This window comes from Sphingobacterium sp. UBA5639, assembly GCF_002421245.1.
GTDB lineage: Bacteria > Bacteroidota > Bacteroidia > Sphingobacteriales > Sphingobacteriaceae > Sphingobacterium > Sphingobacterium multivorum.
The window spans coordinates 84705-107297 of sequence record NZ_DIJR01000014.1; the positions used below are offsets into that span (position 1 = coordinate 84705).

Sequence of the window (22593 nt, forward strand, 5' to 3'; positions counted from 1 at the left end):
CTGGTATTTTTTTTCTTTGATCTTCAAAAAAATGCAAAATTATGAAAACAGACAATCAAAAGAAGAAACGCCATATTGCCTTGGCTACCTTTGCTATTATTCTTTCTTTTTTTACGATGACGAACGTCTTTCCGCAAGCTAAGATTCCTTTGATCAAAGCTTCATCTGAGAAAGCCGGTATTACAGATGGCGCCTATTGCTATGTTGACTGGAAATTAGATCCCAAGGCAGATCCCGACGTCTATTTCGTAAATATTCCAACAAAAGAAAGTACAGTTGTTTTTAAAACAGATCAGGAGGAATTGACTGTGATGACTAAACCCGGGTCGATGTATGATTTCATAGTACTATTGAATGGAACGGATTCTTGTCACGTTCGTATAAGCGCTCAATTACCGCCGGATCTACCCACAATGGATAATAGTAATTTATTTCCGATGCGGATACCGTTTCGTCTTATTGGCTCACGGATTTTCCTGAACGGTACAATTAACAAAAAAGACGTTACGATACAGTTTGATTTAGGAGCTGGAACTGGCGTTGTTAATAGAAATAACGCAAAGCAGCTGGATTTATCATTTTCATCGTTTACGACAGTTGCGAATACCGACGGGCTTAATAACGAGCGGACAAGTCTGGGCAATGAATTGCATATTGGGCCGATTGTTTGGAAAAACGTGTCAGTGACTGAGGTCGGTAATATGAAGCCTTTTGAAGATCTTATTATTGGCAACAGTTTCTTTCGAAATCACATTATTGAAATCGATTATGATAAAATGGAATTGGTAATTCATCGCGATCTCCCCACTAAAGCAAAGAAGTATACAAAGCTTCCAGTATACTATGAGCAAAACCGACCCAAGTTTAAAGCTGCTTTTAGACATAACCAACAAGACTACGATTTTTGGTTCCTTTTTGATACAGGTCGTGATGGTACGATGCTGTTAGGGGAAGATTTTACCGGTATAGATCATAATTGGACCGATCTAACGCCGCTTACCATGATCAGTAACCGTAAGATTATCCGTTTGGATGCTTCAATAGCTGGTGTGGAGTTTAAAGATATTGTGACGAATGCCGCTGATCCGGCCAAGCCCAATGGCAGACCAAGCCTGTTCGGAAATCAGATTCTGAACCATTTTAATGTCATTTTGGATAATCAGGAAGGATTTCTTTATCTGAAACCAAACAGCAGGATCAAGGAACCTTATTCAAACTATGAGGGCTATTTGAAACAGATGTCTCAGTCAATGCAGAAAAATTAAAGTGAGCAGCCAATGCCGTTTGTTCAGGGAGCAAATGACATTGGCTACTTATGGTAAGTATGTATCTAACGAATAAAATCGGTCCATTTCTGTTCGGATTTTCCCGAGGCAATTACAGTTTCTAGAAACTTCATGCCACGCAGACCATCAGCTACAGTTGGAAAATCAGTATCTTCTTCTCGCGGCTCTATACCTTGCATTGATGCCAATAGTGTGGCTGCAAAATTTCTATAAATATTGGCAAATGCTTCGATATATCCTTCGGGGTGACCGGCCGGTAGACGAATGTTATGTTTGGCGATTGGTGAAAGGTACTGCTGACCTGCACGAAATAGCTGGATTGGCGCATCGAGCTGTTTAAAGATGAGTGTATTTGCATCCTGCTGGTTCCATTCCAATCCCCCAAGTTCACCATATACTCTAATTTTTAACGCATTTTCTTCTCCTGCAGCAACTTGGGATGCCGATAGTACGCCGGTGGCTCCATTCTCAAATCCAAGTAATATGTTGCCGTCATCTTCAAGTTTTCTTCCGGTCACAAATGTTTGAAGATCGGCACACATTTTAGTGATTTTTAAACCGGAGATATATTCCGCTAGGTGAGCAGCATGTGTCCCAATATCGCCCATACAACCACTTTTTCCGCTCTTTTCCGGATCTGTCCGCCAGAAGGCCAGAGAAGGACTATTTTCGATCATCTTACTTAGCCATCCCTGCGGATACTCGACCATAATTTTTCTAATCGAACCTAATTGGCCCTCTTTGACAAGATGACGGGCTTGTTTCACCATCGGATAGGCAGAGTAGGTGTATGTGACACAGAGTATTAGTCCAGTTTCCGCTACTTTTTGTTGGAGCAATTCGGCCTGTTCTGTTGTCAGAGTCATCGGCTTTTCAAGCACGACATGGAAGCCATGTTCCAGCGCCATCATTGCTGGTTCGAAATGAGCAAAATTGGGCGTGACGATACTCACAAAGTTCATGCGATCATCCGCCGGACGTTTACTTTCCTCGACAATCATTTCCCGATAACTTCCATAGCTCCTTTCCTCTGGAAGCCCTAAAAGCGCAGCGGATTCTTTTGCGACAAGTGGATCAGCACTCAGTGCTCCGCAACATAATTCAATCAGACCGTCAATTCCAGTAGCCATGCGATGTACAGCCCCTATAAATGCATTTTTTCCACCGCCGATCATGCCCATTTTTAGTTTTGTATTGCGCATAAAGTTGATTTTTTAATGAGGATATCTTTCGTATTTACAAACCCAATAGTTTGCGGTTAAGGCTATCATTGGTTTCGACGGCAGCAAAATTATCGAACGCCTTATCAGTAACACGGATAATATAGTCTTTAATATGTAGCGCGCCTTCCCGTGCACCATCTTCAGCATTTTTGAATGCACATTCCCATTCCAGTACTGCCCAGCCTTGATAATCATATTGTGTGAGTTTGGTAAATATGGATTTGAAATCCACTTGTCCATCACCAATTGATCTAAAACGACCTGCTCTTGACTGCCAGCTCTGGAAGCCACCATAGACGCCCTGACGACCAGAAGGATTGAATTCAGCATCTTTAACATGGAACATTTTAATTCGTTTATGGTAAATGTCGATGAATTGAAGATAGTCAAGACATTGAAGGACAAAATGGGAGGGATCATAGAGAATGTTTGCCCGCTTGTGATAATTTACATTTTCGAGAAATAAGTCAAAAGTAGCACCGTCATGGAGATCTTCTCCAGGGTGTAATTCATAGCATAGGTCGACATCATACAGGTCACATTCATCAAGAATGGGTAACCATAATTTTGCAAGCTCAGCAAAACCTGTTTCGATCAACTTCGCGGGTCTTTGTGGCCAAGGGTATATAAATGGCCATAGAAAGGCTCCACTAAAGGTCGCCAGCGCTTTAAGCCCGAGATTGTGGGAAGCTCGTACGGCATATTTTAATTGCTGGATCGCCCACTGTTGTCGTGCTTGAGGATTACCATGTAAATGCTGTGGTGCAAATGCATCAAATAGATCATCGAAACTTGGATTTACAGCCACTAATTGCCCTTGGAGATGGGTTGAGAGTTCGGTAATTTCCAATCCGAAAGACTGTACTTTCGCTTTTAGATCAATTGCATAGCTTTTATCGAGCGCTGCTTTTTCTAGATCGATAAAACGGGCATCCAAGGTGGGCAGTTGTATACCCTTATAGCCAAGTGCTGCAGCCCACTGGCAGATAGAGTCCAAGGAGTTAAATGGCGCTTCATCACCGATAAACTGCGCGAGGAAGATGGCAGGGCCTTTAATTGTTGTCATATGTATTGCGTTTAGAAAAAGACTACGTTATGTACAAAACAGATCCATATTCCAATACGTTTAAAGAAATGGCTGCGTCTGTCGTTTATACTATTATAATTTGGTTATCCAAGCTACCTGCTTGTTTAATACAATATTACAAAAATTTGCAACCGGTTGCAATAAAATCAAAAAAAACCTTAAACTTGTCTAGACGATCCATTCTTACGCTTTCCAAATGATATAAGAATGTCTCGTCTAAACAAGTAAAGCTATCAGGCACCAGTGTGGCGCTTGATTGTGGAGAAGACTTGATTTGAGCGGGAAATTTCCCCTCGAGTAATAACCCAATAAACCAATTATAAATAAATGGCAAATAATGTTTATGATGCAATTGTCATCGGGTCTGGGATCACAGGTGGCTGGGCAGCCAAGGAGCTAACAGAGCGTGGACTTAAAACCATAATGTTAGAAAGAGGACGCAATATTGAGCATATCAAAGATTACCCATCACCCAATAAAGATCCATGGGATTTTCCGCATCGGGGCCGGGTGCCATTGGATCGCGCCCAGCACTACCTACCTTTTGGAATTAAAAATCAATGGATGAATGAAGGGAACATCGACTTTTGGACTAATGAGACAGAGAGTCCGTATAAGGAGATAAAACCCTTTAATTGGTTCCGGGGTTATCACGTTGGCGGGCGTTCGCTTATGTGGGGACGGCAGAGTTATCGTTGGTCGGATGTTGATTTTGAAGCAAATAGCAGAGACGGACATGGCATTGACTGGCCCGTAAGTTATAAAGAAATAGCACCTTGGTATAGTCACGTTGAAAAATTTGCCGGCATTTCGGGTAATAGAGACGGTATAGCGGTGTTGCCTGATGGTGAATTTATGCCACCCATGGACATGAATATCGTGGAAAAAGACCTTGCCGCACGCTTAAAATCGCATTATCAGGGAAAACGACATTTTATAATTGGCCGGGTAGCCAAGATAACAGTGCCCCACCATGGCCGTGTTAATTGCCAATACCAAAATAAATGTTGGTTGGGTTGCAATTTCGGCGCTTACTTTAGCACACAATCTGCAACATTGCCTGCAGCAGTGAAGACAGGGAACCTTACCTTACGGCCATTTTCAATTGTAAAGAGTATTATTTACGATCGTGATACCCAGAAAGCTAAAGGAGTAGAAATTGTTGATGCGGAGACGAATCAAACCTATGAGTATTTTGCTAAAATCGTCTTTGTATGTGCTTCAACGTTAAATTCCACCTGGGTATTAATGAATTCCGCTACCAATGTATGGGAGGGTGGGCTTGGAAGCAGTAGTGGTGAACTGGGACATAACCTAATGGATCACATGTTAAATAGTGGGGCTGGGGGAAGAGTAGAGGGATTTGAGGATAAATATATTTTTGGACGACGGGCCAATGGATTATATGTGCCCCGATTTGCCAATATTGCCGGCGATACCAAGAGGAGAGATTACGTCCGTGGTTTTGGCTATCAGGGTGGGGCTTCGAGGGGACAATGGTCGGGTAAGGTCGATAATAAGAGCGTGGGCGGCGCTTGGAAAGATGCTATCGCCGAGCCGGGCAGCTGGGGAGTGGGTTTCAGCGCGTTTGGTGAAATACTCCCATATCACGAAAATAAAGTCCTATTGGATTCATCGGTAAAAGATAAATGGGGACTTCCCGTATTGGCAATAGACGCAGAGATTAAGGATAACGAGCGGAAAATAAGGGTTGATGCAAGCAATGAAATGAAGGAAATGTTAGAATCTATCGGTGTCAAAGACGTAACAACCTACGATAACGGGTTTAGTATGGGACAGGGAATTCATGAAATGGGAACAGCACGAATGGGAAATGATCCGAAAACCTCGGTATTAAACAAATTTAACCAAGTATGGGATGCTAAAAATGTTTTTTTGACAGATGGGGCCTTTATGACTTCTTCTTCCTGTGTGAATCCATCGCTTACCTATATGGCATTTACAGCTAGGGCAGTAGATTTTGCTGTAAATGAATTAAAAAAAGGGAATCTTTAATTATTTTATGATGTAATAGTTATGAATAGACGAGAAGCAATACAACGTGTAGCCATGCTCATGGGCGGAACAGTTATTGGTGCTTCATTATTTTTGGAAGGATGCCAAAGGTCTGCTTCGAAAGATATAGAAATGCTCTTTGATTCAAAATCAATCGATTTTTTGGGTGATCTCGCTGAGGCCATTCTTCCTAAAACCACTACACCGGGGGCGAAGGAAGCTGGTGTAGGTTCTGAGATTCCCGTTCTGGTGCGAGACTGCTATAAACCTGAAGAACAGCAGGTCTTTCTGGCTGGAACAGCCGGAATTGACGAACGTGCCAAGAAAGAATTTGGACGCAATTTTCAGCAACTCGAAAAGAAAGACCAAACGGCCTTTGTCGATATTTTGGACAAGGAAGCGCAGGATTATGACGAAAAGAAATCCGCTAACGATCTACCTCATTTTTTCACACTGTTTAAACAGCTTACTCTCCTTACATTTTTTAGCTCAAAATTGGGAGCCACGGAAGTATTCCGTTATGTGAAAATCCCAGGGAAATATGATGGCGATTTCCCTTATCAAAAGGGTGACCATGCCTGGGCAACCTAGCTAAAAATCGTATAAATTTAATATTGACCCCTTGTCCTTAATTGGCAGCGGGGTCAATTAAAGAGGTTGTCAAGCCTATGAACTTTAACAAATTTTTGCTATCGAAAAGTAGAGTGGTAAAATGTGTCCCTGTTTTCATCGTCAGTCTGGTACCGCCCGGAAACGAGCTTCCCGCATCAAGTTTTTGCTTTTTGACATGGTGTTGGCTGAATTTTGAAAGAGCCTCTTTGACTGTTGTTTTATTGATCGCCAGATCAAAAGGTAATCCTTCGACAATCAAAAACTTGTCTTCTGGTATATCAAAAAATAGTTCATTGACGGATTTATCAGCCCCATAATTGCTATAAAGTTCTAAACCGGATTTTGTGATCCATTTTGCATACTTTTCTTCGTTGGCATCTTCATAGAATTCTGTTTTCACATTCAATGTAGCAGCAATTTTATCCACTGTCTGTGGAAATACAAATTCACTGTTTTTATTTAACAATGATTTTAAGTCGGCTTTATTCTGCGCGAAAGTCGTTGCCGCAAAAAGGAAAAGACCTATATTTAATGTTAGTGCTTTTATCTTCATCGTATCTTTGTTATATCTTTGGCAATTGTTTTTATCCGTAAGATTAAAATTAATCAAATACATAAAAAAATACAATAGTTCTTTATACTTGTTTTATTAATCAGTAATGGAATGATGGTAATGTTGTTGTAGTTGTTGGACCTATCTATCGCGCTGAAATTAGTTGATCAAATATCGTTATGCCGAAAACAATTTGAAGTATTGGACAGTTACAATTTAAATTGTACTTTCATAGCGTTTTTAATAAAGGAAGATATTTACTTTTTATGATCACAACCAAGTATTTCAACTATCGACAAATATTTAATTTAGCGGGCGCACATTTAATATGGCTGACGCTTTGGTGTTCTTTGGTGGCGGTCATTTATTATTTTTTCAATTGGCAGTGGATGATAATTCCGTGGGTGCCATTGGCATTAATCGGAACGGCCGAATCTTTTTACGTTGGTTTTAAAAATAATCAAGCCTATGACAGGCTTTGGGAAGCCCGAAAAATCTGGGGTGGAATTGTCAATTCAAGTCGTTCGTTCACGGCTATGTTATATGCTTTTGATACCCAAGACGGTGATCATACCGATTTGGAGGAACGGAGGAAAAGAATCGCCTATCGTCACATTGCCTGGCTCTATACTTTTCGTGAGCAGTTGTTGGTCCCGACAGAGTGGGAGCATATCAGCATGAAAAAACATTTTGGTTCAATGAATGTGAAACGGAACAGGTTGATAAAGGCTGGCTTTCCAGATTATAGTAGAACTTCGATTTTTTTGCGTAAATATCTTTCTGCGGAGGAGTTTAAGTTGCAGAGCGAATATAAAAATTTTGCGACTTATTTGATTTCTAAACAAGCAAAAGAAGTGAATGCGTTGAAAAATGATCAGATTATTTCGGATTTTAACCAAACGCAACTGCAGAATTGCCTGAATCAATTTTACGATTATCAAGGACAGGCAGAAAGGATCAAAAAATTTCCATCACCTAGGCAGTTTGCCAGTACAGCCTTTGTCTTCAATGTTATTTTAATCATTCTACTTCCTTTGGGCCTCGTGAATGAATTTGCGAAATTAGGGGACTGGGGTATCTGGACCAGTATTCCTTTTTGTGTGGTCATAGGATGGATTTATATTGTGATGGAATTGGTCGGCGATTATACCGAAAATCCTTTTGGAGGTCTGATGTTTGATGTACCGATGCTTTCCATTTGTAGGACCATTGAAATTGATTTATTGCAGATGGTGGGAGATGAGGATCTTCCGGAAGCTATTGCATCGAAAAACGGTGTGTTGGTTTAGAACTTCTTACAGATCTATTACCAATGTATTTTTTACCTCAGCGATCATAAAGGAACTGTGGGTGCTTGCAATGTGCTGTAAGCTAGTTAGTTTTGTTAACATGAAGCTGCGATAGTCTGCCATGTCCTTGACACAAATCTTGAGGATATAGTCGTAGTCGCCACTCACGTGAAAACACTCGGTTACCTCTTGAAGGTTCATGACCTCTTTTTCAAACTGTAAAATATACTCCTTTTTGTGCTGTGTTAATTTTACGTGGCATAATACGAGGAAATCTTTTGCTATCTTCTTTTTATCAAGTATGGCGACATAGCCTGCGATAATTCCCGTATTTTCGAGCTTGCGGACTCTCTCATAGACTGCTGTCACGGACAAGTTCAGCTTGTAGGACAGTTCTTTGGTCGTTTGTTTCGCATCTTCTTGGAGAAAACGCAATAACTTAAGGTCAATTTCGTCAAAGTGCATAGATTATTTTTTTGTGTTTGGTATCAGTTTTTAAAGTGTTCAGATGTTTTAACTAATTATTGTTGATATAATAGATTTATATTCTAATATAGATAAAAATACTTGTGATATAATCTAAAATATCTCAATTTTAAAGATAAAAATATGGATAATTTTAATGCAGCAAATGAAATTCAAGATTTGCAATACTTTGGAGAGTTTGGAGGTGTGAATCCGTCAATTTCAGACAGCTCTACCTATACCTTTCTTTCCGCTAAAAAAATGTTCGACACATTTGAAGGGAATGCAGAAGGCTGTTATCTCTATTCAAGACATTCCTCGCCAATGAATTTGTATTTGGCGCAAGCTTTAGCAAAAATGGAGAATACCGCTGCGGCCAATGTAACATCTTCGGGTATGGGAGCGATCACAACAGTTCTTTTACAGTTATGTAAAAGCGGCGACCATATTATTTCCAGTAGGACGATCTACGGTGGAACTTATGCCTTTCTCAAAAATTTTCTCCCACCTTTCCAGATTGAGACAACATTTTTGGATATTAATGATGCCCACGAAATCGAAAGATCGATAAGACCTAATACAAAGGTGCTGTATTGCGAAAGCGTGAGCAACCCTTTATTGCATGTGGCTGACTTAAGAAAACTTTCAGCCATCTGTAAAAAACACAAGCTAAAACTGATTGTCGACAATACGTTTTCTCCGTTGTCTATATCGCCGATACTTTTGGGAGCAGACATTGTCATCCATAGTCTAACGAAATTTATCAATGGCAGTAGTGATACAGTAGGTGGGGTTTATTGTGGAAGTCAGGAGTTTATTAATGAAACGAAAAATGTGAACACAGGGACCTGTATGTTATTGGGACCAACGATGGACAGCTTACGTTCGGCGAGTATATTGAAAAATTTAAGAACACTTCATATACGGATGAGACAACATAGCTATAATGCGATGTATCTTGCCGAACGGTTTGAGAAAGATGGACTAAAGGTATCTTATCCGGGCTTACATTCGCATCGAGATCATGAATTAATGAAAAGTATGATGCATGAGACCTATGGTTTTGGAGGCTTAATGACAGTTGATGTGGAAACCACTGAAAAAGCCAATGAATTAATGGAACTGATGCAGGCTGAAAATTTAGGGTATTTAGCCGTCAGCCTAGGATTCTATAAGACGCTATTCTCCTGTTCAGGTAGTTCTACGTCATCAGAAATTCCTGAAGAAGAGCGCTTAAAGATGGGTATTTCCGATGGATTGATCAGGTTTTCCATTGGCCTAGATCAAGACATTGAGCGCACTTATCAAAAAATGAGAGCATGCATGCAAAAGATTGGGATTCTACAATAATGCGGATAATCGCCATTAGTTGAATAAAAAGTTCACGACGACAGAGAGGATCCGTAAACTGTTTCGACATTTTCTACAAAAATAGTTTACGGATGTTCTTGTGCAATGCTGGTTCGCTGATCCTGAGAAATTCATGAATTAGGTCCTTACTTGTGGGCGGTCGATGTGGAAAGGCATAGTGCTGTAAAAAAGTCCTCAAAGCAGTATTTATTTTTTGTTCACCTATCAATTCATGTAATTGATACATGGCTAAAAGGCCTTTATAATAGGCAACGTTTGTATTTCCAAGGGATACTCTCATTAAATCTTCGTCTACACTGTTTGCTTTTCCAATGTCATAAAGATCTTGATACATTTTGACCATTTTCTTTACTCCTTCGGGACCATGTTTGTGTTTATAACACATTAATTCGGTATACATAGCGAGCGTTTCTGTTAGCATTGTAGCGCCTTCTCTCCGGTCATCGGGGTCAATTTGACTGTTACCCCACCATTGGTGCGATAACTCATGGCCGGCAAGTTCATTAATGACGTCTCTTGTTTTTTCGCGACGTAGATCTGAATGAAAGGTCATGTTCTCATTCATAAAAATCATACCGGGATAAGCCGTCGCGTTAAATCCACTAACAAATCCAGATATTTCGACGAAACGTATGCTTTTAAATGGATATTTTCCAAAGTTGTTTTGACAATAGGCTAAAGTTTGCTTTGAGTCGTTTATAAGTTGTTTAACATTCTCCGCGTGTTTGCTGTCATAATATACCTCGATGGATATATTGTCGTAAGAGGATTTTTCAACCATATATACAGCTGATGATATACCGAAACGGAAGGGAATTGGTCCTGTTGATTTATAGTGAAAAAAGTTTCGATTTCCTTTTTGCCATTTTCTGATAAATTCTCCAGTCGCGATACAGGTTTGGTCACTGTCACTCGAAATAATTGTTTCAAGGTCGACATATCCATAGTCGTAGGGAAGAGCATCAGGCTGTTCTAACTTTTTTAAAGCGCTTGCTTTTCCCAGCGCTCGCTTTTTACGCTCAAGTGGGTCTTCTATTTCATTTTATTGCTGATAACCAAATATGGGGTAATAGCGACTGATACGCATAAAAGAACCATTAGCTAAGATAGCATTCATGGGATCGTGACGATTGAACGGTGTCCATTTGTATTTTATTGTAAATTCCATTGTAATAGAATCTCCAGGCATGAAGGGGCTTGTTAGTTTAAATCGGTGGTGACCATAGGTGCTGTCGGTAGCTTTTTGTACGGCGCGGTCTATGTTGACATGTGCTAATTCCATAGCAGGATCCGTGTAAAGTAATAGACTATCCAGCGGAGCGGCTGATTTATTGACTAGCTTATATAGGCCACTAATGATATATTCATTTGACGTCGGATAAAGATCTATTTCGGTTTTGACCGAAACGATCGTTGGCTGGGGAATATGCTGATAGTGCCTGTATTTCTGTTCATAATGTTGCATCCAATCTATTTCCGCTGCTGAATTGCCGACTTGAGTTCGCTGATAGATGAAATGGCCTGAAATCAACAAGACAGCAACCATTAACACAGCGAAGACCTTTAACTTTGAATGCGATTTTAAGTTTACTGAAAAAGATCTTGCCTTTTGCCGGGTGAGCGTTGTGCCAATAGCGATAAGGGCCGAAAAGGAAGTCCAGTAGATCATTTTAAAGCCAAATGCATGCAGATAGGCGCCAAACCCATTCATGTCGCCGCTATAGTTTAAGGGTGATTTTGCAAAACGGAAAAGTGGATGCTCTATGCCAAGCATGGTACCAATAAAGGAATTGGTCAATGCAAAAAACAAGACTGTCAAAAGTAATGCTGGATATTTTAGTCCCACAATAGTCTGTATACTGATAATAACTGAAGCATCCAGTAGAGATGGGACGCCAAGGATATAAAAAAGACTTAGATATAGATTCCATTCAATTTTTGGATATTGGAATATAAGTTGAAGAACCATGCATTGCAGAATGCTTATTGTAATAAGTAATAATGCAATACAGCACAACGAGATCCACTTGGCCAGCATGACAACTGTTACTTGTACTGGAGTGCTGTCTTCGAGTACATATATCCGCGTACTTCGAGATCTCCAGACTGTTTCCATGCCATAAAAAGATAGGACGGAAAGTAAAAAAAGAGGAAAGCTATTGATGATGTTCCGAACCATTAATCCCGTGCTGGCATAGCGTTGTGGTAGGCGCATTCCTGCATCGATGTTACTGTATATTTCCATACCTAGAAAAAACAACCATAGCGCAATGACAACGACAAAGGGTAAACCTTTTAGTAGGGCTCGAAGGTCAATCTTTAGAAAGCTATAAAGCGTATGCCAATCATAAAGCCAACCTTTTTCGGATATGCTTATTTGTCCCCTAGGAAGGATTGGCTGGTTTCCAGCCTTTTGCAGCGGCGGTTTTATATTCTTTTTTGTCGTGCAATGAAAACGTGCTCGACGGATCGCAAGTAACGTCAATGCAGATGAAAATACAAGTAGACCAATCCGGTTTATCAAAAAATTTCCTTTGAGCTGGAGCAATGTCGAGTTTTTCAAAGCTGGGCTCCATGACTGACATTGTTCAAAGAAAGCAGCCAGACCAAAAGGGTCGACTATGGCCATCCGGCTCATGGTCTCGGAGGAAACGGGGGATGCGTTGGCAAATAATGGCGAATTCGAAAATAAAGAGACAGCGAAGTATAGGATATAAATGAAAACTCCCGAAAGAAAAACAAGCATTTTACTACGGCTGGTCCAAGCAATTGCACTAACAGTTGCGGTGCAGAAAAAAATATTTGGAAGGACGAGTAGTATATAGGGCTGTAGGTAGTTGAGCATACGGAATGGCATAAATTTCTCATGTTCATCTCCTTGTGAAGCATGATCGAACATCAGCCCAAGGATAAAGAATAGAAATGTAAGGGCCGTGATCAGAAACACCAGCACAAAACGACTCAGTTGAAAAATATTTTTATTGACCGGGGTTGTATACAGGAGTGATGAAAATCGTGCATCTATTTCACGTAAAAATATTTGTGATGAAAAAATAACGATAGTAAAGATATTCAATAGCGATACTAATCCTATGGTGTAAGTTAACACAAAGGGAGAATTGGCGTAAACACCGGCAAATGAAAAAGAAGCTATGACACTAACCCAATAACCAAATGCAAAAAAACAGCATAATAGTGCCAGAAACCATTTTTTTGGAAAGTAAAAGCTGACTTCCAGTAGAAAGTAGTCGATAAACATGGCTATACAATTTGAGATAAATGTGTGAAATAGACATCTTCAAGATCAGGTTTAATTTGCTCAAAACCATTCCCTGGGCTTTTTGTGGCATAAATATGGACGTCTAGCCGCCCCCCGTGTAATTGGGCTGATAAGGTGTGAAAATTTTCGTTAAAATAACGTAATTCATTCTTGTCAATCGTTTTTGCCCAAATACGGCCTTCCAACGATTTTAAAAAGTCGTTGGGTGCGCCATTGACCATCAAACTTCCGTTATTGATAATGGCCATTTGAGCACAGAGGCTTCGCACATCTTCCACTAGATGTGTTGAAAGGATCACTATCATCTGTTCCCCGATTTCACTAAGTAGATTGTTGAAACGATTGCGCTCTTGCGGATCGAGGCCCGCTGTGGGTTCGTCTACAATGATAATTTGAGGCGAACCCAACATCGCCTGCGCAATACCAAAACGTTGCCGCATTCCTCCCGAAAAATTGTGAACTTCTTTGTCACGGAATTCGTAAAGATTTACACGTGCGAGCAAATCTAATATATGTTCTTTTCGTCCCTCTTTTTTAATTCCTTTAAGTACGGCAAGATGATGCATGAGTTGATAAGCCGACAGATGCGGATATACTCCAAAATCTTGCGGTAGGTAACCGAGCTGTTTTTTTATAAAAGAGGGCTCATTTAAAATATTGACATCATTCAATACGATGGAACCGGTATCTGCCTGTTCTAAGCCGGCAATGATCTTCATTAATGTCGATTTTCCAGCTCCATTTGGACCTAGCAGTCCAAACATGCCCTGACCGATATGTAATGAAAGTCCCGTAATTGCTTTCACCCCGTTAGGATACGTTTTCGAAAGATTCTGGATTTTTAACTGGTTCATAACAGACTTGTCTTTATACCCACATCGCAATCTGGGCCCTATTAATATTTAATGTCATGGTTTTATGCGCTAATCTGGCACGAATTCCAATATATCACCTGGTTGACACTCCAATACAGTGCATATCGCTTGTAGCGTTTCGAAACGTATACCTTTTGCCTTTCCCGTTTTTAATACCGAAAGATTACCTTGTGTAATGCCGATTTGTTCTGCAAGTTCTTTGCTTTGCATTTTTCGTTTGGCCAGCATTACATCTATATTTACAACAATAGCCATGTACTAGATATATAAATCTTGTTCATCCTGTAAATGGAGGCCTTGCCGGAAGATTTCCGCGAGGAAAAAAACAAAAATGCCTAAAATGAAATGTACAGCAATGAGTATGGCAATACCCCCTTCGACTGTAACAAATACTGCAGCAATAGCCGTGCAGACGATTGGTAGCAATATATTTAACCTGTAATATCGTTTGAGTATAAGCAGGTGGAATTTGGTAAATAGCTTCCTTCGGGTAAACAATTTAAATATTTGCGCAGACAAGAGAAAAAAGATGGTATAGAATGACAGGGGTAGTAAGAATGAAAATACTTTGTACGATACGTTATTATCCACATTCATCAAGGGCGTTATGGTAAATGGATAGTTGATATGAAGAAACATTCCATTGCCATAGGATGCTGTGTTCCAGCCTGTCAGCAGGCATATCAAGGCATACAGGGTTATGATTAAATATAAGCTCCCTAAAAGTGAAGTTATATAGAATAAGATTCTGCCGATTATTTTTGTCCGGTTCATTATGTAATAATTTGGTTTGATACTGTAAATATATAAATAATTACCGTTATACGGTAATTATTTATTAAAATAGAATATTTATAGAGAAATGATAGGATGCTCAAACACTTACATTGACTTTGGCGCCTGCGAGAATGTGGAGCTAGTGCGACATATTGACAGGAATTTAAATCGATCGTACAACCCTTATATCGATCCCTGCCAACAGCGATGCGATTGTCACATAGACATCACTATTTAAGAGGATAAGGGCTGTAAAAGTTAAAAAATATCTTTTGGCATATCATTAGTGATTTAAAATCAATACTTTAATCACTATGGCAAAGAGACTCTTACTGATAATATTCCTATTCGTTTTGGGGGATATCTATTTTTTTCAGGCGTTTAGTACGGTTATTCATGGTTCAATTTGGCACAACATGTATTGGGGGATTGATATTCTGCTGTTTTTGGGTGTTTTTATTTTAATTTTTTTACGGAGAACGGGTTATGATGTCCAGCGGACCGCCACAAGTCTGATCACAGCATTTTTAATTGTTTTCATCCCAAAATTGCTTGCAGTGCCCTTTTTATTTGTTGAAGATCTTATGCGTATTTTTAGTTCCTTTCCTCCACGAAGTCTATTTTTGAGTGAAATTGTATTGTTTTTGGCGGGAGCCATGCTGTTGGTTATTTTTTTCGGTTTAACGAAAGGTCGTTATTTTTATAAAGTGCGTGAGGAAGTCTTGACTTTTCCTGATCTACCTGCGGCGTTCGACGGTTTTAAAATTACACAGCTGTCGGATATTCATTCAGGGAGTTTATCTGATATCAAAAGAGTACGTAAAGGTATCGAATTGGCCAATGCACAAAACAGTGATCTGTTATTGTTTACGGGCGATCTAGTCAATAATAAGGCTTCCGAAATGGAACCCTGGGTTTCAGACTTCAATCGATTAGAAGCTCCTTCGGGAAAGTTTTCTGTCCTTGGAAATCACGACTATGGGGATTATGTGCAATGGGAAAGCATGAAATCAAAAGCCTTAAATTTGAATAGGCTCAAGGAAATTCATCATGAAATGGGGTTTAAATTGTTGCTAAACGAATCGATAGCTATAGAAAAGCAAGGTGAGCGTATCTCGTTAATTGGTGTTGAAAATTGGGGAAAAGGAGGGTTTCATCAATATGGCGATTTGGCTAAGGCAACTCTTGGATTAGAAAAAGATACGTTTAAAATTTTAATGTCTCATGATCCTTCACATTGGGATCATGTTACTTTGGACTATGATCAACATGTCCATTTAACGCTGGCTGGTCATACACATGGTATGCAGTTTGGGATAGAACTATTTGGGTTAAAATGGAGTCCAATTCAGTATTTTTATAAACAGTGGGCTGGACTTTATCAAAAACAGGGAAAATATCTTTATGTCAACCGTGGTTTTGGTTTTCATGGCCTAAAGGGGCGGATAGGTGTTTGGCCGGAAATTACAGTTATTACATTACGGAAAAGCGTTGCCTGATATTTCGGTATGAGATACAACACTCATCTATTAATCGATAAGGTTCATTTCCTTCAATTGGTGAAACATACACTGATCTGCAGCATGGTGAGATCCTTACTGAAATTTTATTTAAATTTGACCATTTAATGGAAGATGAACCTTGATATTTATAATGTTAGTATCTTAACAATTTCATTGAAGCCTCTTTGTTGTGCGTGTTGCAACGGGCTTGTGCCATTGAAGTCCGGAATATCTAATTTTGCTCCGGCATCTTTTAGAATCTGAACGATTTCCTGATATTTTTTGCTTCCGTCACCGAGTATAATTCCTTCCATCAAAGCGGTCCATCCTAAGCGATTGACATGATCTAACGGAAAATTTTTAGTATTGGCCAATAATCTTACCGTTTCTACATGTCCACGTTCACATGCCGGTATTAAAGCTGTGCCATTATATCGATTAAATAAATCAAAGCGAGCACCGTGATCTAAGAAAAGCTTGACGAGTTCAACTTGCCCACTTGCTCCCGCGTATAAAAATGGGCTATCCATATTATCAGCCTGAATGTTGACATCGGCGCCATATTCTACCAATAATTTGGCCATTTCAAGAGCTCCATTGTTTGTAGCGATAAGTAGAAGAGTACGTTTGTTCGCATCTTTGCTGTTTACGTTGGCCTTATTTTCTAGTGCTCTTCTTACTCCCTGCAGGTCATTTTTGATGACCAATTGAATAATCTCTTCCTGGGACGAATTTTCAGTATAGGAGTTTTCTGTTAATGCCGATCGGCACGAACTTGTTATGCTCATCATGATCAGGAGTATTAAAGTTGTTTTCATCATTCTATTATGCTGTAATTTTCGATAAACTGTCGAATAAGTTTGACGTCTAGTACAAAAATAGGAGATAGGGCTGTTTTTACAATGTGGTTTTCATTCCATCTGTTGGACAATTTATTACAAGCGTGGATCTTAAATTTCGCTATTATTGGTCAAACACTGGCTGAAAGTGTACTCGTGTAGCTCCTGCTCACACACAATGTTAAGTCAAAGTTTGCGTTGTGATAAATTGTTCAAGCTTCGAGATGTATTCTGCAAAACATCCAGAAAAATCATCGCGACCTTTGTTTTGGTCATACTAAGTCATAAATGCGGAAAAAATAATACCGTTTCCATTGTCTAGTAAATTTTAGAAAAAAGAATATGATCAAAAGAAATATGAAAGCTAAAACATATATTTTAAAAAACGTACGGCTTGAGACGGGATTCGAGTTTGATGGAGAGGAAGTAATAAGTACAAATACCGCTTTATGCTGTGTAGAAGTTGAAGCGGGTAAGATCAAAGGAATCAAACCAAATACCCCAAATGCCAATGGAATCGATGCAAAAGGACATTTGATGTTGCCGGCCTTTAAGGATATGCATGCCCATTTGGATAAAATGTTGTTTGGTTTGCCATGGGAAGCAGTATCTCCCACGCGGCATACCGTAAAAGATATGATCGCGTATGAGCAAAAGATGATTCCTGAATGGTTAAGCACCTCGGTCGAAAGAACGGGCAAAATGCTGAATTTTCTGCAGGCATACGGAACTGATTTTATTCGTTCGCATTTCAATGTTGATCCAACATCTGGACTAAGATCGCTAACAAATTTAGAAAAGGCGCTTGCATCAAAAAAAGACACGGTAGACGTGGAGCTGGTTGCTTTTCCACAGCATGGTCTCTATTATACGGATACCTTACCCATTTTGAAGGATGTTGCAAAACTGGATGCTGTTAGTTTCATCGGTGGAGTAGATCCGTACTCTTTGGACGGAAGTATTGAAAAAAGTATGGAGCAGATTACCCGGTTGGCGCTTGATAACGATAAGGGAGTTGACATACATCTCCATGAAATGGGAGAAAGTGGTCTAAAGACAATCGACTTTTTGATCGACCGAACATTGGAAAACCCCCAATTAAAAGGAAAAGCTTTTGTTAGCCACGCTTTTGCACTTAGCCGTCTCGCAAATGTCGAAGTCGAAAAAATTGCGGCGCGTCTTGCCGAGGCGGGCGTGGGAATCGTCTCCTCAGTGCCTTTTGGCAATATGATTATGCCTATTCCGACACTTCGAAAATATGGTGTGGAAGTTTTGATTGGAAATGACAATATTCAGGATCACTGGAATACCTTTGGTTCGGGAAACATGCTCCAGAAAGCGAATCTAATTGCTGAGCTGTATGGCTATGGAACAGAATTCGGCTTATCCAGAACACTCGCTTTCGCCACACGTTACAAATTGCCTTTGGATAATAATGGAAATCAACAATGGCCGAAAGTGGGCGATGAAGCCAGTATGGTTTTTGTTGAGGCAAGTTGTTCTGCTGAAGCAGTTTCTCGGATTTCACCTGTGACTTCATTGATTCACAAAGGCAATATTGTGTTCTAAAGGACGCCACTATCGGATAATGATTGCGTTCCGAACGCTAACTGCCTTCGGGATTCCAGCAATGTGTCGTTTCCTAAATGCCCAACCAATTGTACGTTATTGCGTGGAGAAATATTGAAATTAAGAGAACAATTTTGTTGAAGAGCCGGTTATCCTCATAACTGGCTTTTCACGTCCAAGGCCTTGCTGTAGAACAGATGTTTTTAAGGAGTGGTCATTTGTAATTGAGGCGAGAATAATGTATGTTGGATAAAAAATAATTTATACGATGGAATTTTCACCATTTAATGAAGTTGTCAAACTTTGTCTAAAAGGAATACAACTGGAAGAAAGCGGTAGAGCGGAAGAATCACTGTCATTTTTTATGCAAGGTTATCGGGAGGCAAGTGATGACCATGAAAAGTTTTTTGCGGCTTATTTTGTATCGCGGCAACAAAAATCGCTGTCTGATGGTCTGAAATGGCTACACATAGCCTTAGAGCATGCATTGGTAATCAACGATGACCGGACGACCAGTGCATTACCCGGATTGTATTTGAAGATTTGCGCCTGTTACACAGGCTTAGGAGAAGAAGCAATGGCAAGTGAGTATGCTCGGCTGGCCTCTTCTTATAAAAATATCCCCTTTGATAAGGGACCTTTTTATCATGGGACAAAAGCAGATGCACAAATCGGCGATTTATTGGTTCCAGGCTTCAATTCCAACTATCAAGCTGACTTAAAAATGAACCACATTTATTTTACAGGCTTGATGAATGGGGCTGGACTTGCAGCGGCACTCGCAAAAGGTGAGCGTAGCGAGCGCGTATTTATTGTTGAACCTACCGGTGATTATGAGCATGATCCCAACCTGACGGATCAGAAATTCCTCGGAAATCCGACACGTTCCTATCGATCTGAATTTCCATTAAAAATTATTGGTGAAGTTGCTAATTGGGCAAAACCCGGCACTCAGGAACTTGAAAAATTTCGTGATAAACTAGACGAGAGTGGCGGCGACATTATCAATTAAGAAATCACGAGTGCCTGCTCCGGCAATCGGAGTTATGTCTTACTGATAACAATCTTGCTGATAACTTCGAAGGCTGAAATTCGATAATCGTCGTCAAAAAATAAACCATTGATATAACGTTGGATCGGATAGAACAGATCGGCTGGCGTATCGCCGAAAAAAGTTTTGAAATCGTTCGGAATAGAATACAGGTAATTGTATTGCCCTTTGCCCAAACTGATTCCGCCGATCTTTTTTAAATAACCGGTTATCTTATGTTTGTATCTATTGGAAAATGCTTCTTCCGTTTCTATGAAATAATCTTCAATATAAAAATTACGGATATCCTGAAGACTAAGGACGCTGTTTGGAGCAGGTTTGATACGTCTTGAATAGGATACATCAACCAAAATACAGCTGGCTTTACGGGCTTGGGTGAGATCGATAAAGTAGCCTTCATCGACCATAAGATGTTTACTGTCTTTATATACGCCGAGAAGCATTTCATTGATCTCGCGATCCGAATAATCTGCTATGTTAGAAGATCTTCCCAACTTTTCAAATGCGAGGCCACTGTCACTCCAATTTTTTCTAATTCTATTAAGCTCGTGCTGTTGAAAAGTTTTTATTTTCTCCATATATAATTTGTCTAACCTTACTTTTGGGAGTTTAAAGATAATTTTAAAACTTTACTTTCGTCAATCTTATCGGTTACTAAGTGCAATTTGAATCAAATCTAATTTAACGGAGTCTTTGTTTGCTGCTGTAGAAATGCGCGGACGCGCTATGTTGAGGAGGGAAGATCATATCGATTCTCGGTACGATGCAATGAAGGAAGAGCCATCTGTATTAACAAATGGCTCTAATAGTTTTTATTTTACAGCCTTAAGTAGGATATCTAAGGTGAATTCATCATCGATAGCGCGATTGCCTAAGTCGGAGAAAAAGCTTGCTGAACGATACTGTATATCAAAGTCCAGTCGATTTACTTTGACTCCGATAGCTTCAGCGGAAAGCCCATCTGCAGTTGTGGTGACTTTTGCTGGAAAGGAGATCGATTTTGTTTTATTCTTGATCGTCAGATTGCCTGTTATGATTGGATTGCCTTTGCTATTATCAACCTTACTGATGACAAATTTACTGTTGGGATAGGTAGGCACATTGAAGAAATCTTCATTTTTTAGGTGCCCGGTCAATTTAGGTGCATCAGTACAAGCCATGGAATTCATATCTATGGTAAAACCACCGCCGGTAATTTTCCCTTTTTCTGTCTGTACCGTTCCTTCTTGTATATTGATTGTTCCCACATGTCCTCCGACAACTTTTTTAGCATTCCATTTGATTGTCGAATTTTGCGTGTTCACTTTGTAGCTTATCTTTTGGGCGAAAGCCATTGATGTTAAGCAAATAATTGCTAGCGTTAGACTGGTTCTTTTCATTGAAATGATTTATATGAACTCAAATATACATGGTCTTGTGCGGATATTTCTATGTTTAAACTTGTTTTTTTGTTTGCGGAGTGTCAATATTGTGTTTGCCTTGCTCTATTCCTCATCAATACCCGCTAACTTAGTACAATATAAAAAGGGGATCGGAGATATCTTCGCATCCAAATTGTGGTCTATAAAAAAAGATAATATGATTAAGTCGAAAGGTTATGCGGCGAAAGACAGCAGTTCTCCACTTGAATACTGGGAGTTTGAAAGGAGGGAGCTTGGTGCAAACGATGTTTTAATAGATATCTTATACAGCGGGATCTGTCACTCCGATATTCATCAAGTACATGACGAGTGGGGTGGTACACAGTACCCAATTGTTCCCGGGCACGAAATTGTCGGTCGGATAAGTGCCGTTGGTAGTGGAGTGACTAAGTTCAAAAAAGGAGACCTGGCAGGTGTCGGTTGTATGGTGGCTTCCTGTGGCGAATGCGATAACTGTAAGTCAGACCAACAACAGTTCTGTTCGGAAAAGAAGACCGTCTGGACTTACAACAGCAAGGATGTGATGCATGATCACAGCTATACTTTTGGTGGTTATAGCAATAATATTGTTGCGGATGCGGACTTTGTGCTGCATGTGCCGGAATCGTTGGATATTAAAAAGGTGGCACCGCTACTCTGTGCTGGAATCACCACCTATTCGCCATTAAAAAGATGGAATATTAGCAAAGGACATAAAGTTGGTGTGTTGGGCTTAGGTGGATTGGGACATATGGCTGTTAAAATTGCAGTAGCAATGGGAGCAGAAGTCACAATGATAAGCCATTCTCCACGTAAGAAGGAGGATGCGGCTCTACTTGGCGCACACAAGTTCTTAAATACGCATGAGGCAGATGAAATAAGAGAATTCTCATCGTATTTTGATTTTATTATTGATACCGTATCGGCACCGCATGATTATAACCTCTATCTTGCATTATTGAAAACAAAGGGAGTTTATATTTGTGTGGGGATTCCAGCTGCGCCCATGGAAATCAATGGACGCTCAATTATGGGGGGAAATAAGATCCTAACGGCTTCCAGCATTGGGGGAATACAGGAAACTCAAGATATGCTTGATTTTTGTGCTGAACATAATATTCTACCCGAAACAGAAATGATTGATATCGACTATGTAAATGAGGCTTATCAAAGGGTATTGGATAGTGATGTAAAATATCGTTTCGTAATCGACATGTCGTCTATTGAAAAGTAATCCAAGAACAGGTCGGTTAAAGAGCCGACCTATTTTTTTAATCGCAATAAAATCTTTACGCGTTTTGACAATTGGATTTGAAGAATGCTGACATGATTCAAGATGGATACCGTAACTTTAGCTTGAGCTTTTCAGCTGGAAAGGCATAGCTATTTTTTTATTTA

General features: G+C 39.9%; 21 protein-coding genes. 9 read left to right on the forward strand and 12 right to left on the reverse strand.

Annotated elements, in window-relative coordinates; all coding sequences use genetic code 11:
• The first annotated feature begins 41 nt into the window (after nt 1-41).
• Nucleotides 42-1265 carry a retropepsin-like aspartic protease gene (locus B4Z90_RS10195; RefSeq protein ID WP_286802116.1) on the forward strand — a complete coding sequence of 408 codons (1224 nt, stop codon included), beginning with the start codon at nt 42-44 and terminating at the stop codon, nt 1263-1265.
• A 65-nt stretch (nt 1266-1330) separates the two neighbouring features.
• Here B4Z90_RS10195 and B4Z90_RS10200 read toward each other — a convergent pair whose 3' ends face one another.
• Together B4Z90_RS10200 and B4Z90_RS10205 are read right to left on the reverse strand one after the other, a co-directional pair.
• Nucleotides 1331-2488, reverse strand: coding sequence for a Gfo/Idh/MocA family protein (locus B4Z90_RS10200; protein ID WP_070561082.1), 1158 nt, complete (start codon nt 2486-2488; stop codon nt 1331-1333).
• A 34-nt stretch (nt 2489-2522) separates the two neighbouring features.
• The gene (locus B4Z90_RS10205; RefSeq protein WP_070561081.1) at nt 2523-3575 is read right to left on the reverse strand and encodes a sugar phosphate isomerase/epimerase family protein; all 1053 of its coding nucleotides are present in this window, start codon (nt 3573-3575) and stop codon (nt 2523-2525) included.
• A 348-nt stretch (nt 3576-3923) separates the two neighbouring features.
• Between B4Z90_RS10205 and B4Z90_RS10210 the strand changes: the two genes are divergently transcribed.
• Together B4Z90_RS10210 and B4Z90_RS10215 are read left to right on the forward strand one after the other, a co-directional pair.
• A complete protein-coding gene (locus tag B4Z90_RS10210; RefSeq protein ID WP_286802117.1) occupies nt 3924-5612 on the forward strand; it encodes a GMC oxidoreductase in 1689 nt (562 codons plus the stop codon).
• 21 nt (nt 5613-5633) lie between these two features.
• Entirely contained in the window at nt 5634-6203 is a 570-nt protein-coding gene (locus B4Z90_RS10215; protein WP_070561079.1) for a gluconate 2-dehydrogenase subunit 3 family protein, read from the forward strand.
• Nucleotides 6204-6240: 37 nt separating this feature from the next.
• Here the strand turns inward: B4Z90_RS10215 and B4Z90_RS10220 are convergent, their stop codons facing one another.
• Nucleotides 6241-6777 carry a hypothetical protein gene (locus B4Z90_RS10220; protein ID WP_139144872.1) on the reverse strand — a complete coding sequence of 179 codons (537 nt, stop codon included), beginning with the start codon at nt 6775-6777 and terminating at the stop codon, nt 6241-6243.
• 266 nt (nt 6778-7043) lie between these two features.
• Between B4Z90_RS10220 and B4Z90_RS10225 the strand changes: the two genes are divergently transcribed.
• Nucleotides 7044-8066 (forward strand): bestrophin family protein, encoded by a 1023-nt coding sequence (locus B4Z90_RS10225; RefSeq protein ID WP_046672841.1) that lies wholly within the window; start codon nt 7044-7046, stop codon nt 8064-8066.
• 6 nt (nt 8067-8072) lie between these two features.
• Here B4Z90_RS10225 and B4Z90_RS10230 read toward each other — a convergent pair whose 3' ends face one another.
• The gene (locus B4Z90_RS10230) at nt 8073-8531 is read right to left on the reverse strand and encodes an Lrp/AsnC family transcriptional regulator (protein WP_070561076.1); all 459 of its coding nucleotides are present in this window, start codon (nt 8529-8531) and stop codon (nt 8073-8075) included.
• Between the two features lie 144 nt (nt 8532-8675).
• Here B4Z90_RS10230 and B4Z90_RS10235 point away from each other — a divergent pair, with 144 nt between their 5' ends.
• Entirely contained in the window at nt 8676-9881 is a 1206-nt protein-coding gene (locus tag B4Z90_RS10235; protein WP_070561075.1) for an aminotransferase class I/II-fold pyridoxal phosphate-dependent enzyme, read from the forward strand.
• A 73-nt stretch (nt 9882-9954) separates the two neighbouring features.
• Here the strand turns inward: B4Z90_RS10235 and B4Z90_RS10240 are convergent, their stop codons facing one another.
• The 5 genes from B4Z90_RS10240 to B4Z90_RS10260 all read right to left on the reverse strand — a co-directional run bounded on the left by B4Z90_RS10240 (nt 9955) and on the right by B4Z90_RS10260 (nt 14831).
• On the reverse strand, nt 9955-10683 hold the full coding sequence (locus tag B4Z90_RS10240) for a M1 family aminopeptidase (RefSeq protein WP_286802119.1): 729 nt from the start codon (nt 10681-10683) through the stop codon (nt 9955-9957).
• Between the two features lie 261 nt (nt 10684-10944).
• Nucleotides 10945-13161: a hypothetical protein gene (locus B4Z90_RS10245; protein WP_286802120.1), complete on the reverse strand. Its 2217-nt coding sequence runs from the start codon at nt 13159-13161 to the stop codon at nt 10945-10947.
• Between the two features lie 2 nt (nt 13162-13163).
• On the reverse strand, nt 13164-14036 hold the full coding sequence (locus B4Z90_RS10250) for an ABC transporter ATP-binding protein (protein ID WP_286752050.1): 873 nt from the start codon (nt 14034-14036) through the stop codon (nt 13164-13166).
• A 69-nt stretch (nt 14037-14105) separates the two neighbouring features.
• Nucleotides 14106-14312, reverse strand: coding sequence for a helix-turn-helix domain-containing protein (locus B4Z90_RS10255; protein WP_046672837.1), 207 nt, complete (start codon nt 14310-14312; stop codon nt 14106-14108).
• Nucleotides 14313-14315: 3 nt separating this feature from the next.
• Entirely contained in the window at nt 14316-14831 is a 516-nt protein-coding gene (locus tag B4Z90_RS10260) for a DUF2975 domain-containing protein (protein ID WP_070561071.1), read from the reverse strand.
• A 317-nt stretch (nt 14832-15148) separates the two neighbouring features.
• On the opposite strand from B4Z90_RS10260, the gene B4Z90_RS10265 reads away from it, so the two are divergent.
• Nucleotides 15149-16333 (forward strand): metallophosphoesterase, encoded by a 1185-nt coding sequence (locus tag B4Z90_RS10265; protein ID WP_201639167.1) that lies wholly within the window; start codon nt 15149-15151, stop codon nt 16331-16333.
• 149 nt (nt 16334-16482) lie between these two features.
• On the opposite strand, the gene B4Z90_RS10270 is transcribed toward B4Z90_RS10265, so the two are convergent.
• Entirely contained in the window at nt 16483-17127 is a 645-nt protein-coding gene (locus tag B4Z90_RS10270) for an ankyrin repeat domain-containing protein (RefSeq protein ID WP_286802121.1), read from the reverse strand.
• Between the two features lie 390 nt (nt 17128-17517).
• Here B4Z90_RS10270 and B4Z90_RS10275 point away from each other — a divergent pair, with 390 nt between their 5' ends.
• Together B4Z90_RS10275 and arr are read left to right on the forward strand one after the other, a co-directional pair.
• The gene (locus tag B4Z90_RS10275) at nt 17518-18744 is read left to right on the forward strand and encodes an amidohydrolase (RefSeq protein WP_175441938.1); all 1227 of its coding nucleotides are present in this window, start codon (nt 17518-17520) and stop codon (nt 18742-18744) included.
• A 268-nt stretch (nt 18745-19012) separates the two neighbouring features.
• The gene (arr, locus tag B4Z90_RS10280) at nt 19013-19756 is read left to right on the forward strand and encodes an NAD(+)--rifampin ADP-ribosyltransferase (protein ID WP_083295751.1); all 744 of its coding nucleotides are present in this window, start codon (nt 19013-19015) and stop codon (nt 19754-19756) included.
• Nucleotides 19757-19788: 32 nt separating this feature from the next.
• Here arr and B4Z90_RS10285 read toward each other — a convergent pair whose 3' ends face one another.
• Together B4Z90_RS10285 and B4Z90_RS10290 are read right to left on the reverse strand one after the other, a co-directional pair.
• Nucleotides 19789-20373: a hypothetical protein gene (locus B4Z90_RS10285; protein WP_070561069.1), complete on the reverse strand. Its 585-nt coding sequence runs from the start codon at nt 20371-20373 to the stop codon at nt 19789-19791.
• A 234-nt stretch (nt 20374-20607) separates the two neighbouring features.
• On the reverse strand, nt 20608-21174 hold the full coding sequence (locus B4Z90_RS10290; protein ID WP_286752045.1) for a YceI family protein: 567 nt from the start codon (nt 21172-21174) through the stop codon (nt 20608-20610).
• Nucleotides 21175-21373: 199 nt separating this feature from the next.
• On the opposite strand from B4Z90_RS10290, the gene B4Z90_RS10295 reads away from it, so the two are divergent.
• Entirely contained in the window at nt 21374-22429 is a 1056-nt protein-coding gene (locus B4Z90_RS10295) for an NAD(P)-dependent alcohol dehydrogenase (protein WP_070561202.1), read from the forward strand.
• Nucleotides 22430-22593 lie beyond the last annotated feature (164 nt).

Bases quoted from the DNA above. Each gene is read 5' to 3' on its own strand.
- B4Z90_RS10195 (WP_286802116.1), top strand. From the start codon at position 42: ATGAAAACAGACAATCAAAAGAAGAAACGCCATATTGCCTTGGCTACC.
- B4Z90_RS10200 (WP_070561082.1), bottom strand. From the start codon at position 2,488: ATGCGCAATACAAAACTAAAAATGGGCATGATCGGCGGTGGAAAAAAT.
- B4Z90_RS10205 (WP_070561081.1), bottom strand. From the start codon at position 3,575: ATGACAACAATTAAAGGCCCTGCCATCTTCCTCGCGCAGTTTATCGGT.
- B4Z90_RS10210 (WP_286802117.1), top strand. From the start codon at position 3,924: ATGGCAAATAATGTTTATGATGCAATTGTCATCGGGTCTGGGATCACA.
- B4Z90_RS10215 (WP_070561079.1), top strand. From the start codon at position 5,634: ATGAATAGACGAGAAGCAATACAACGTGTAGCCATGCTCATGGGCGGA.
- B4Z90_RS10220 (WP_139144872.1), bottom strand. From the start codon at position 6,777: ATGAAGATAAAAGCACTAACATTAAATATAGGTCTTTTCCTTTTTGCG.
- B4Z90_RS10225 (WP_046672841.1), top strand. From the start codon at position 7,044: ATGATCACAACCAAGTATTTCAACTATCGACAAATATTTAATTTAGCG.
- B4Z90_RS10230 (WP_070561076.1), bottom strand. From the start codon at position 8,531: ATGCACTTTGACGAAATTGACCTTAAGTTATTGCGTTTTCTCCAAGAA.
- B4Z90_RS10235 (WP_070561075.1), top strand. From the start codon at position 8,676: ATGGATAATTTTAATGCAGCAAATGAAATTCAAGATTTGCAATACTTT.
- B4Z90_RS10240 (WP_286802119.1), bottom strand. From the start codon at position 10,683: ATGGTTGAAAAATCCTCTTACGACAATATATCCATCGAGGTATATTAT.
- B4Z90_RS10245 (WP_286802120.1), bottom strand. From the start codon at position 13,161: ATGTTTATCGACTACTTTCTACTGGAAGTCAGCTTTTACTTTCCAAAA.
- B4Z90_RS10250 (WP_286752050.1), bottom strand. From the start codon at position 14,036: ATGAACCAGTTAAAAATCCAGAATCTTTCGAAAACGTATCCTAACGGG.
- B4Z90_RS10255 (WP_046672837.1), bottom strand. From the start codon at position 14,312: ATGGCTATTGTTGTAAATATAGATGTAATGCTGGCCAAACGAAAAATG.
- B4Z90_RS10260 (WP_070561071.1), bottom strand. From the start codon at position 14,831: ATGAACCGGACAAAAATAATCGGCAGAATCTTATTCTATATAACTTCA.
- B4Z90_RS10265 (WP_201639167.1), top strand. From the start codon at position 15,149: ATGGCAAAGAGACTCTTACTGATAATATTCCTATTCGTTTTGGGGGAT.
- B4Z90_RS10270 (WP_286802121.1), bottom strand. From the start codon at position 17,127: ATGATGAGCATAACAAGTTCGTGCCGATCGGCATTAACAGAAAACTCC.
- B4Z90_RS10275 (WP_175441938.1), top strand. From the start codon at position 17,518: ATGATCAAAAGAAATATGAAAGCTAAAACATATATTTTAAAAAACGTA.
- arr (WP_083295751.1), top strand. From the start codon at position 19,013: ATGGAATTTTCACCATTTAATGAAGTTGTCAAACTTTGTCTAAAAGGA.
- B4Z90_RS10285 (WP_070561069.1), bottom strand. From the start codon at position 20,373: ATGGAGAAAATAAAAACTTTTCAACAGCACGAGCTTAATAGAATTAGA.
- B4Z90_RS10290 (WP_286752045.1), bottom strand. From the start codon at position 21,174: ATGAAAAGAACCAGTCTAACGCTAGCAATTATTTGCTTAACATCAATG.
- B4Z90_RS10295 (WP_070561202.1), top strand. From the start codon at position 21,374: ATGATTAAGTCGAAAGGTTATGCGGCGAAAGACAGCAGTTCTCCACTT.